Below are 9,795 nucleotides of genomic sequence, written 5' to 3'. Positions count from 1 at the left end.
GGGCGGCTTTGAAGAGCAAACCCAACCACATCATCCAGTACGGGCGACAGCAACGGTTTACACCATCACAGTGCAGGCCGCTTGCGGCCTGCACATCCACTAGCCTATGCCGTGGCACCCCATAAACGTTCACCCTCCGAGATGAACTTCATTTGATTCTCCTGATTTACCTCGTGGATCTTGTTTATCTGGCCGTCGATTTAATACATCTCCGGTGTTGTGGCCGCCGCCACCGCCTGGGTTATTTTCCAGGCTACTGATGGGCTTGTCGGCGGAAGTGAGATTAGCCGCACCGGCTTGTGCTGCAACGAATTTCATGACGTTATCAGGCACAGTCTGAATCAATGCGAAAGCGCCATGCATCGCAAAAACCATCATCACAAGATAAAGGCCGCAGAGCGCTACGAATGCGACCAGCCCTGTTGTGCTGTCGGCAGTGATGCCATCGACCAACGACAAAAAAATGTGATTTACAAACCAGCCCAAGGGGTAAGTCATGAGCACGGACAGCACGAGGGCAAATAGCAGGAGTGCCGGCTGCATTACCATGGCCAGGATCAGCATATAGCCGGGGCCAGCACGGCCAACCAGCTCATCACCCGAAGGATGTATGGTCATGGCAGCCATCAACGGACTGGCCAGAATGGCTTCGACCACAGAGACTAGCCAGCGCGTCACTCCTGAAATCCAGAAAATTGCCGGAATAGCGGGCAAGTACCAAGCCAGGAATGTGCCAACGGTCCACAAGCTATTGGTCACAAAATCAACCGTTCCCTGCAATGTTTTTAGTGCTTCGCCAACTTCAAAAACATTGCCTACGGTTAATGTCGCAACCCGGCTGCTGGCAACTCCGGCCAGCGCAAAATGAACAGTTTTCACGGCGATGCCAATGCCGATCATGTCATTGCCGATGGCACGCAGTTGCCCGAGTGGAGATGTATTGGCGCCGGCCAGACGCTCGGTCAAGGACTTGATGCCGAGCATTGCCGGCGCATTGAAAAGACGCCAGACATCGGACATTGAACGAACGCTTGAGGCATCCGCCACTTCGGCGTCATAGGCTCTGTCCGGCGCGTTTGCTCTATCCTTAATGTACTCATCCGTGACGGCCATGGCATCTTCATAGTTCTGCAAAACGATGGCCGTTTCCACTCGATCGATCGTGGCTGGTTGCGCTATGGGTAACGCATTGACAGCAGCCTGAATGCTGTCGTTGATGCGGGTCATATGATTGTACCAAGAGCCTGCATAGACCCAGCCGCCTTCTTTTGCTGACTTTATGAATACCTGCTTTGCGAGCTCCGGCGATGCGTCAACGGCCTGCTTGGCGGCTGCCTGCACCAAATCATGATATTTAGCCGCCGTCGATTCGATCACGCCCTTGGGCAGAGCACCTTTGTTATTAACGATGGCCTCCGCTACAGGTCTCAAGTCATTGACCATTTGCTCTATTCCCATGGCATGAGCGGCCAGGATAGGGCCCGCTGCCGCGCTAGACTCTGATCTGTCCGCTTGGGAGTTCTCCTGCCAGGTCAGAGCGCCGCATGTGTCGGGATTGATACGTGTGGTCGGCTGCTCTCGCCAGTGCAATTGCTCTGCCGCATTGCCATTGACTAGCATTGGCGCAACATCCTTGACCAAGACAATGCGAGTTGGCGAGTTTGAGCCAATAAATTGTTGGTTCATGGCTGCCATGCATACTTCGCCACGCAGGATCGTCGCGGCCAATGCGCGAGGATTAGGTACGCTGACGTAGCCTAGGGTGCCATCTATTGCCAGCTTGTCCATGGCAACATCCCACATACGGTCCGCCACGCCTACACCCTGCAGCGCCAGCCAGAGCACCCCCATCTGTAAGATACTGAACCCGGTCTGCAGTGGCAGTAGCAGGGAGGTACCAATTAGTGTTCGCAGTGGCACCCATATCTCTGACATGGACTTGCCTAATAGCTGCCCATCATGGGCAGAGTCCAAGGTTGCCTTGATCGTGGTGTACATGACGAACAGCATGCCAAGGAACAATACGGCGATATTAAATTCGCCCATCATTGCCCCAAGTACAGTCTGATTGCCCTGAACATCGACGCCCGCCTGCAGGGCATCGATGACAGCGCCGAATGTGTATCTAAGATAATCGACGGAAACATCCCCTGCAGGGGGTGCAAAAGCATGTAGTTGATCCGCAGCCATGACTACCACCTCCCCGGATTGCGAAACCAAGGGCCAAAAGCGTATAGATCCTGATCTCGGATTTGGCAGAAGCGGAAATGCCAGGTGATGCATTTCGCAAAGCACATAAAAATAAGCGCTGTGGCTACCAGGAAGCCTTGCACCGGATGGCTGCTGTGTGGAATGTAGGCCAGCCAAACGGTTGCCAGCATGGTTGATACAAACCAGGACCAGGCACGGACTCTGAAAGCTTGTGCTTGCCTGAGAAGGTGCTCTTCATTAAGGCCCAGTCGAGCAACTGCCTCATCAAAGGTTTCATGCCGGTAGTTTTCCGGTTTGTCCTGGATCCTGGATTTCGCTTGATGAAAGAGATCGCCGGCGTTATTGCCGATGCGCTGTAACGTCTCCGCCAGACCAACCAGGCCTAGCGATTTGGCCCATAGGTGAGCTGTTGTGCTGGCGGCTCTCCGAACGATGCCGCGCTTTTTCTGCTGTTCCATGTTTAAGCCTCCGCTTCCAATAAGTGTGTAAGAAAGTGGCGTGCGGCAGCGCCGCCGATGTCCGTACTACAAGCCGCCCGATAGGCTGCTGCCAGAGCGTTGATATGCGGTTTGATGATCGCGCAGCTAGCCTCGATCAAAGAATCAAAGTCAGGACCTTCAATGAGCTCTGGATTTACAGAAGTGACGATGTCTTCCAGGATCACTGGATCAATGATGTGACTTTCGTTTGTTAAACTTGGTATAGCCATGATCAAACCTCCGATGTAGGTTGGTTGTGGTTACGGTCACGTCGGGTTGCCGCCCGACGATGGCCGGACAGAATTAGCCCCGCTCCGCTTTTGCTATCTTGGGCGCGGGGCATTAGATTTTTTTGCTGCACGCTCGCGAGCTTCATCTTCGTCATGGCCATTGGCCAGCGCCTCGAAGTAGTGCATTTCGCTCTCGATGGCTTCGCGTTGACTGTTGGAAAGGTCGGATTGGGAAAGCTGGTCATGCAGCTGATCAGCTTTATGCTGAGCTGCAATCTCACGCTTTGCTTGTTCCTGGCGCTTAGACTCCCGAAGCTTTTCTGTGGCCTCAGTCTCTGCCTGCAGGCGGGCACGCTCCCGGGCTGCATCTGCTGTGAACACTGGTTGAAGTACGGCTTCTTGCCAGCCCTTGAGAGAGGACGTTTTTCGGCGCTTCATCCAGATGTCCTGAAATTCTTGATCGACGTCCTGGCCGCGCTCGATTTGCCATTGATAGTATTGAATCTTGCCTATTTCAAAGTTGAGTGAAGCAATCGTTTCCGCGAGTTTTTCACGTGCTTGGTTTTGCTCATTGGCCTTTGCAATCTCCCTTACTGCTTCGGGCAACATAATCAGTCGTGCATACATCTGCAGGGCTTTGCCATACGCCATCTTTGCCTGCCATTCTTTTGCCAACCTGCCTATAGATCCTGCGTTTTTATGCGCCTCTGCCGTCTTACGTTTCTTTTCCAGGGCGCTTTGATACTCAGTGCCGCCCAGGCGTGCAGCCAACGACTCCTTGAGCTTTTTGATGTCGATCTCGTGAAGCTCCTGGATGCGCTCCCTGGCAAGCTTCTGCTGCGCCTCTAGTTCCTTCCGTGCTTTGGATAGTGGTTCAATCCAACGGGTATTTCGATTCTCACCAGGGGATGGATCCGGTGTCATGGCTGCACCAGCGCCGGCTTGTTCCGACATGATTTTCTCCTTTTCGAGTTTCGTGCGGATTTCCGCTGGAGGCTCGAAGCCAACAACGGTGAGGCCTGCACGCATGGCCTCAATGTAAATTTGCGTTTTGAATTTTTCCGAGCCAGTAACACGGATCTGTTTCCAGCCCTTGGCGATAGCCAGGTCGATGGTGGCTATGGCTTCACGGGAGTTGCCATAGCGGGTAGCTAGTCGATCACCCTTATCGGTGATCTGGCCGCCCTGGAAAGAGATGGTTAATCCATCCTCTTTCTGTTGGATAAAGGTCAGGCGAGACGCAAGGGCGGCCGAGATTTGGGTGTGGTAGTGCTTTTGTAGTAACTGCGCTTTGTACTGCTGCCGGCGATCTAGGTTTTCGTTGCAGTCAATTTCGCCTCGATCGTGTCCAGACGCTGCGTGATGGGTAGCAACAGCTCTTGCAAGATCTCTAGAATGGAGGGCTCGTCTGACCTGGTCAGCAGTTGGATGATTTCGGCGAGCTGTTGCGATATTGTGGTCTGCTGCTCGGAGATTTTCAGTAGCACGGGCAAGGATTCGTTTTCTTCCATGGTTTTTCTCCTGCTGGATTTTGGTTTGGGTGTTTCGGAGCTGGGCATTTACCCCAGCAATGCTGCGGTTGATTTCGCCCTTCCGGGTTAACCTGCCTTTTTGTTCTGAGCGGACAGCACGCCGTCCTAAATGCACGCCAGGAGCAATGTCTAGGCCTTGATCCTTGTAGCTGCGATGATCAATTCTGGCTGTGCTGCCAGCAGCAGAGAGATGACGATTGGCAATGTCCTGCCAATCCTGTCTGATTTGAATTACCCATTCTTTCCCGCGCTCTTCGGTGGCAGTTTTTACGCAACCCCCAAGTTCTGGATTCTTTTTATTTGCGCGTTTGAAAAATAAGTCGGAACTACGCTCGATCCCATCCAGTTTGCGACCGCAGAACATAAGGTGAACATGTGGGTTGCCGTCATTACCGTGCATGCCAAGGCTATAGGGATGTATGTTGCCGACAATCTGCCGAGCAAATTCATTTGCCGCGGCAATTTGCAAATCGAGTGATAACTCGCGAGGAAGGGCGAATTCAATTTCATGGTAGAGGGCGCCGTTAGCGCGCTCGTATTCATCAGCCGCGATCCAAAATTCGCGTGGATCATCGGAGGCCCAGCTGGGCATATTGCCGCTCAGCGCATAGACAAGCGGCCCTTCGTGCTTTTTGGAAAAGCGACCATTGCGGTTGATATAGTCGAATTTATCAACACCGCGTTCACCCCGCGACTTGCTACCGAATTTTGTGGTGAGATGAAAAGTCGCCATGGCCGCGATCGAATTCAGTCCACCGAAGGTGCGCACTGTTTCTCATCCGAAGGGTGAGAAACATTTAAGTGCGCCTCGTTTGGCAACGAGGAAATTAGATTTGATGTCGCAAGCTCAAATTCGCGGTCGTTTTTGAGGATTTTTCGGCATACATCTACCCATTCTACGGTCTCGATTTCGCCGGTTTTCAGCAACGCCTCAACGACAATCCCCCAGCGAATAAGCCGTGCATTGCGCTCCTTGCGCTGATCGCTTTTGGCTTTGGATTGGATCTCGCGGATCCTGCGCTTCAGCTTGGCTTCACGCTCAATTAATTTCTGCAGTTCGGCCATTTAGCGCGACCTCACTATGAAACTGTCCCATTTGGCCCGCTCGGACTCAGCCTTAGGTGAACGTTTATGGGGCTTGTTTCCCCACTTAGTATCTTCGTCTCGCTTTTTGGCTTCGGCTGCGAGCCGAGCTTCGGCATCGGCAAGTGCCCGGAAGGCTGAGACAACTGCGCTCAAATAAGGGGCACGGTGGCCGGCAGCTGGAGCAATGCCACTGGCAACCTCCTTCACGCGCTCCGCGCCGTAGCGATCGACAAGAACCTGTAAGCCTTCGGCATCAGACGATGTCCAGATTTCAACGCCATGCTGCACAGCCTCATCGCCACGGCGTCGGCGGCCTTGGCCTTGTTTGTCCCTAGGCGTAGCAGCAGCATCGGCAGAGACGCACGCTTGCGCGTGCGGTGCTGCTGCTTCATTTTGCAAAACCTTAACCCCTTGCAGAACCTTAGTGTCGGCTTTGCCGATGATTGGTTTCACCGAAGATCGGAAAACCCGTTCTTCGGTGAGGTCGGCCACTGGTGCGGTTGCCAGAGGGGATTCAATTGCCCATCTGTCAGCAGAGATCAAAACCCAGCGTTTGCCAGCAACGCGACCGCTTTCCTCATCACGGATAGGTTCAATCCGAATTCCGCCAACCTCCTCCAACTCGCGAAGGCGAGCACGCAAGGCGTCGCGACCATCAGGTCCCATCATGGATAAGTGAGAAAGCCGTATTTGCCAGCCCTTGGGTAGATCCCAGAGGAAAGCAAATAGCCCCTTCGCGCCGAAGCTCAGGCGAGCATCGCGAAAAAGAGCGCGAGGAAGCGGCTTGGTGAAGTCAATTTCACCTTCCCGCTGAAGCTCAATGCTCATTAGATGAGGCCCTGCCTACGCAGCCGCTCAGCCTTTGTGGGAGCCCCTTTTTTGTTTAGGCCGCTAGCCCGTCGGGCAGGCCGGGGAAGCGCTGCCTCGTTCGGTGAGATGACGTAGCTTGCTAGCCAAGCGTCAACATCTTGTCTGCGCCAAAGGTTGCGCAGCGTACCAGGCAGCCGGCAACGAGGGGGTAACGCGTCAGGGTTACGCGATAAGTCGTTTCTAATGGAGTGTACTGATTTGCGCAGTATTAGCGCGAGATCTTCGATCGTGAGTAGTTGATCCATCTTCCAATAGTCCGTAACACCACTAACGTGGTGAGTTACGGCATAGGAAGTTCGATCTCTCCGCCTCTAATGAGGCCTATGTCTGACGCGGGGAACGCTCAGCGGCGGGGCTCTTTTTTTGCCGGTTAGATGGGCGGGTCGGACTCACGCCCACAACCCTTGAACTGCCTGCCTTTCCAGATCTGTTATGGATTCTGTGTTGCCGAGAATTGCGCATATAGCTCAATTCCCTCCTCAGTCCATGCCCGAAGCCAGCTGGAGGCTACCCTTTTCCCCCTTGCGGTTTCCCGCTTGTGCCGGGCCGCTCAGATACAAAGCTGGCGGCCAGGAGGAAAACTATCTAACTAGTTCTACAGCTCATGCCCTAGTTGCACACGATTCAAAGTTACTTGACGGATGCGCCGATGTCAACCATTAAGTTATTACGAGTGTGCCAAGGGCATATAAGCGCATCCCAATCTCTATCTGGGTTTGGCACAAACTTGGCACAGGCACTGTGCCAAAAGTTGGTAAATATTGGTAAATCGTGGGGTGGTATGGGAAATAAAAAATCCGCCTAAGTTGGCGGATTTATTGATAAATTATTGGGGTGGCTGATGGGACTCGAACCCACGACAACCGGAATCACAATCCGGGACTCTACCAACTGAGCTACAGCCACCATTGAACAACAAGGCCAATTGGCCTGCCCGACAGGAATCGAACCTGTAACCCCCAGCTTAGAAGGCTGGTGCTCTATCCGGTTGAGCTACGGGCAGAGATCGTCGGACAAATCTGGTCGGGGTGGAGAGATTCGAACTCCCGACATCCTGGTCCCAAACCAGGCGCGCTACCAGGCTACGCTACACCCCGAGGGGCGAAACTATAGCCAAATTGGCGCTTTCCGTCAATTTGAATCTGATAAAATGCCATGTTTTATACAGCGTCCTTAAGCATGACAGCGCAAATTATCGATGGCAAGGCAATCTCGGCGAGTCTGTTGGACAATATTCGTCATCAGATCAAGCAAAGAACGTCTGCAGGATTGCGTGTGCCCTGCCTCGCCGTGATACTGGTCGGTGGCGATCCGGCCTCGATGATATATGTGCGCAAAAAACGCGAAACCTGCGAACAGCTTGGCATGCGCTCACTGGCGCACAATCTGCCGGAAAGTACTTCGCTTGAGGAATTGCTGGCACTGATCGATACGCTAAACGCGGATTCAGGTGTCGATGGCATCCTGGTGCAGCTACCGTTGCCGGCCCATATCGATACCACCTGCGTGATCGAACGCATCGATCCTGCCAAGGATGTGGATGGCTTCCATCCCTACAATATCGGCCGCCTGGCGCAACGTAATCCGGTGCTGCGCCCCTGTACACCCAAGGGCGTGATGACGATGCTGGAAAGCATGCAGCTCGATCTCAGGGGCAAAAATGCAGTAATAGTCGGCGCATCCAACATTGTCGGCAGGCCCATGGCGCTGGAGCTGTTGCTGGCGGGTTGCACGGTGACGGTCTGCCATCGCTTCACGCGCGACCTGCCCGCTATTGTCGGCGGCGCGGAAATTCTGGTTGCCGCTGCCGGCAAGGCGGGGCTGGTGAAGGGGGAGTGGATACGCGAAGGTGCGGTCGTGGTGGATGTTGGCATCAACCGGCAGGCTGATGGCAAGCTTTGCGGCGACGTGGAATTCGAGACGGCAAAGGAACGTGCCGCATGGATTACGCCGGTGCCGGGAGGCGTTGGCCCGATGACTGTCGCGACACTGATGCAGAATACGCTGGAAGCGCTGGAGCGGCGCGAAGCCGGGAAATAAGCTTGCATACGGCAAACATCCCGAGCGGCCGCTCAGTGTTCGCACCAGCGCTTGAGCAAACTGACATCCACAAAAGTTTTCCCATAGGTCTCGCCCGAAACCAGCTTGAAAGGCGCGTCCGGTTCGCCCAAATCGCTAAGCACGGCTAGTGCGCCATCGAAATTATCCTGCGCCGTATAGCCATTGACCGTGACCAGCGTGCGGATTCCCGCTTCCAGGCTGGATATCAACCCATTTCTGGAATCTTCGAACGCCAGGCATTGCTGCGGTGTCAGGTTCATTTCGCGCATTGCCCAATGATAGATATCAGGCGCAGGTTTTTTTGCCGGTACGATATCGCCGGCGGCAATCACTTCGAACCAAGTCTCGGCGTCTTCCGCCAGGCTGTGCCGTAGCAGCGAGGTAACGTTCTCCGGCGTCGTGGTCGTCACTACGGCCAAACGCAAGCCGGCGGCGCGCGCTTCCTGCAGCAAGCGTTTGACGCCCGGGCGCATCGGAATCAAGCCTTGAGCCAGCAAGGTTGTATAGTGGCGCGTCTTGGCCGTATGCAGTTTGTTGACCAGGCCGTCGAAGTTCGCGGGCCGGACGTAACTCGGCCGGAAATGTTCGACGTAATAGCGGATGCGTTCCTTGCCACCGGTAACCGCCAGTAATTTGCCGTACAGTTCCGCATCCCAATGCCAATCGAGGCCGAACTGCTCAAAAGCTTGATTGAACGCGGGGCGATGGCCTTCTCGCTCGGTGTCCGAGAGCGTGCCATCAACATCGAATAAAAGAGCTTCTATTGCCATGCTGGATTTATTTCCCATTCATCAGTAAACTTGCGCCTTCATTGATTTTTTGCTACCAAAGTCTCTGTCAGCGGAGACCTGATCAATATGCCAGAAGAGATAACCCGCCAATTCACTCCTTATGTGCCGAAGGGCGATGAGGAGTACATGAGCAGTCAGCAGCGCGACCATTTTCGCAAAATTCTCAATAGCTGGAAAGCCGAGCTTTCGAATGACATAGACCGTACCGTGCATACGATGCAGGATGAAGTGACGATGTTCGCCGACCCCAACGATCGCGCCAGCCAGGAGTCCGATATGGCGCTGGAACTGCGCAATCGCGACCGCGAGCGCAAGCTGATCAAGAAAATCGACGAAACCCTCGCCAAGATCGACGCCGACGAATACGGTTACTGCGAAAGCTGCGGCGTAGAAATCGGTCTGAAAAGGCTGGAGGCCCGCCCGACGGCAACGCTATGCATTGACTGCAAAACGCTGGACGAAATCCGCGAGCGGCAAGTGGCCAAGTAAGCTTTATTCTTTAGCAATAAAAAGGCCGGATGCTTGCGCACCCGGC

General features: G+C 54.2%; 9 protein-coding genes and 3 tRNA genes. 2 read left to right on the top strand and 10 right to left on the bottom strand.

Going from position 1 to position 9,795, the window contains the following annotated elements; translation table 11 throughout:
• Nucleotides 1-129: 129 nt before the first annotated feature.
• The 9 genes from VGK14_RS00380 to VGK14_RS00340 form a co-directional block, all read right to left on the bottom strand.
• Nucleotides 130-2,190, bottom strand: coding sequence for a DotA/TraY family protein (locus VGK14_RS00380; RefSeq protein ID WP_331506906.1), 2,061 nt, complete (start codon nucleotides 2,188-2,190; stop codon nucleotides 130-132).
• 2 nt (nucleotides 2,191-2,192) lie between these two features.
• Entirely contained in the window at nucleotides 2,193-2,669 is a 477-nt protein-coding gene (locus VGK14_RS00375) for a hypothetical protein (protein ID WP_331506905.1), read from the bottom strand.
• 2 nt (nucleotides 2,670-2,671) lie between these two features.
• Entirely contained in the window at nucleotides 2,672-2,920 is a 249-nt protein-coding gene (locus tag VGK14_RS00370; RefSeq protein ID WP_331506904.1) for a hypothetical protein, read from the bottom strand.
• A 93-nt stretch (nucleotides 2,921-3,013) separates the two neighbouring features.
• Nucleotides 3,014-5,221 carry a MobA/MobL family protein gene (locus VGK14_RS00365; RefSeq protein ID WP_331506903.1) on the bottom strand — a complete coding sequence of 736 codons (2,208 nt, stop codon included), beginning with the start codon at nucleotides 5,219-5,221 and terminating at the stop codon, nucleotides 3,014-3,016.
• Complete coding sequence (locus VGK14_RS00360; protein ID WP_331506902.1) at nucleotides 5,200-5,517, bottom strand: hypothetical protein; 318 nt, start codon at nucleotides 5,515-5,517, stop codon at nucleotides 5,200-5,202. Before VGK14_RS00360 ends, VGK14_RS00365 begins: the two co-directional genes overlap by 22 nt.
• A complete protein-coding gene (locus tag VGK14_RS00355) occupies nucleotides 5,518-6,366 on the bottom strand; it encodes a hypothetical protein (protein ID WP_331506901.1) in 849 nt (282 codons plus the stop codon).
• A gap of 872 nt (nucleotides 6,367-7,238) precedes the next feature.
• A tRNA-His gene (locus VGK14_RS00350) sits at nucleotides 7,239-7,314 on the bottom strand.
• Nucleotides 7,315-7,334: 20 nt separating this feature from the next.
• Nucleotides 7,335-7,411 (bottom strand) — tRNA-Arg (locus VGK14_RS00345).
• A 17-nt stretch (nucleotides 7,412-7,428) separates the two neighbouring features.
• Nucleotides 7,429-7,505, bottom strand: a tRNA-Pro gene (locus VGK14_RS00340).
• An 82-nt stretch (nucleotides 7,506-7,587) separates the two neighbouring features.
• Between VGK14_RS00340 and folD the strand changes: the two genes are divergently transcribed.
• On the top strand, nucleotides 7,588-8,448 hold the full coding sequence (gene folD, locus VGK14_RS00335) for a bifunctional methylenetetrahydrofolate dehydrogenase/methenyltetrahydrofolate cyclohydrolase FolD (RefSeq protein WP_331506900.1): 861 nt from the start codon (nucleotides 7,588-7,590) through the stop codon (nucleotides 8,446-8,448).
• 32 nt (nucleotides 8,449-8,480) lie between these two features.
• On the opposite strand, the gene VGK14_RS00330 is transcribed toward folD, so the two are convergent.
• Entirely contained in the window at nucleotides 8,481-9,239 is a 759-nt protein-coding gene (locus tag VGK14_RS00330) for an HAD family hydrolase (protein WP_331506899.1), read from the bottom strand.
• 87 nt (nucleotides 9,240-9,326) lie between these two features.
• On the opposite strand from VGK14_RS00330, the gene dksA reads away from it, so the two are divergent.
• Nucleotides 9,327-9,749 carry an RNA polymerase-binding protein DksA gene (gene dksA, locus VGK14_RS00325; protein ID WP_331506898.1) on the top strand — a complete coding sequence of 141 codons (423 nt, stop codon included), beginning with the start codon at nucleotides 9,327-9,329 and terminating at the stop codon, nucleotides 9,747-9,749.
• Nucleotides 9,750-9,795: the final 46 nt, after the last annotated feature.

This window comes from Novimethylophilus sp. (genome assembly GCF_036504375.1).
In the GTDB taxonomy this organism is placed as follows: Bacteria; Pseudomonadota; Gammaproteobacteria; order Burkholderiales; family Methylophilaceae; genus Novimethylophilus.
Note: the sequence above shows the minus strand (reverse complement) of the source record. Positions and strands in the feature narration are given on the sequence as shown.

What these genes read in the sequence shown, in the direction of transcription:
- VGK14_RS00355 (WP_331506901.1), bottom strand. Translation starts at nt 6,366, where the DNA reads ATGAGCATTGAGCTTCAGCGGGAAGGTGAAATTGACTTCACCAAGCCG.
- VGK14_RS00375 (WP_331506905.1), bottom strand. Translation starts at nt 2,669, where the DNA reads ATGGAACAGCAGAAAAAGCGCGGCATCGTTCGGAGAGCCGCCAGCACA.
- VGK14_RS00370 (WP_331506904.1), bottom strand. Translation starts at nt 2,920, where the DNA reads ATGGCTATACCAAGTTTAACAAACGAAAGTCACATCATTGATCCAGTG.
- VGK14_RS00360 (WP_331506902.1), bottom strand. Translation starts at nt 5,517, where the DNA reads ATGGCCGAACTGCAGAAATTAATTGAGCGTGAAGCCAAGCTGAAGCGC.
- VGK14_RS00380 (WP_331506906.1), bottom strand. Translation starts at nt 2,190, where the DNA reads ATGGCTGCGGATCAACTACATGCTTTTGCACCCCCTGCAGGGGATGTT.
- folD (WP_331506900.1), top strand. Translation starts at nt 7,588, where the DNA reads ATGACAGCGCAAATTATCGATGGCAAGGCAATCTCGGCGAGTCTGTTG.
- VGK14_RS00330 (WP_331506899.1), bottom strand. Translation starts at nt 9,239, where the DNA reads ATGGCAATAGAAGCTCTTTTATTCGATGTTGATGGCACGCTCTCGGAC.
- dksA (WP_331506898.1), top strand. Translation starts at nt 9,327, where the DNA reads ATGCCAGAAGAGATAACCCGCCAATTCACTCCTTATGTGCCGAAGGGC.